At 73.6% G+C, this 277-nt stretch carries 1 protein-coding gene; it reads right to left on the reverse strand.

All coding sequences use genetic code 11. From position 1 onward, the window contains the following. On the reverse strand, positions 1-277 hold a 277-nt coding region (locus tag GUI70_RS23115; protein WP_202630591.1), incomplete at both ends, for a hypothetical protein.

Consider the following 277-nt stretch of genomic DNA (forward strand, 5'->3'; position numbering starts at 1 on the left):
CGGCCGCGGGGAAAACGCGGCGGGGATCGATGCGTCGTAGGGCCGCGCGGCGTCCGGCCGGGATTCGAACAGGCGCACGCCGGGCTCGCCGCCCTTGAGCGGGCCGTCGATTTCCGCCTGGAAGCGGTTGAGCGACTGCACCGAGTTCCAGCCCGGCGCCCAGAAGACCGGGCGCAGGGCCGGCGGCATGGCGCCGTGATGGCCTTCCATCGTCGCGCTGAAGGGCGAGTCCGCCGGGACGGGCGGTTTCGGTTCGTGCACGTTGCGCCCGGCATCG

The sequence above is a fragment of the Deinococcus alpinitundrae genome (genome assembly GCF_009982895.1).
In the GTDB taxonomy this organism is placed as follows: Bacteria; Deinococcota; Deinococci; order Deinococcales; family Deinococcaceae; genus Deinococcus; species Deinococcus alpinitundrae.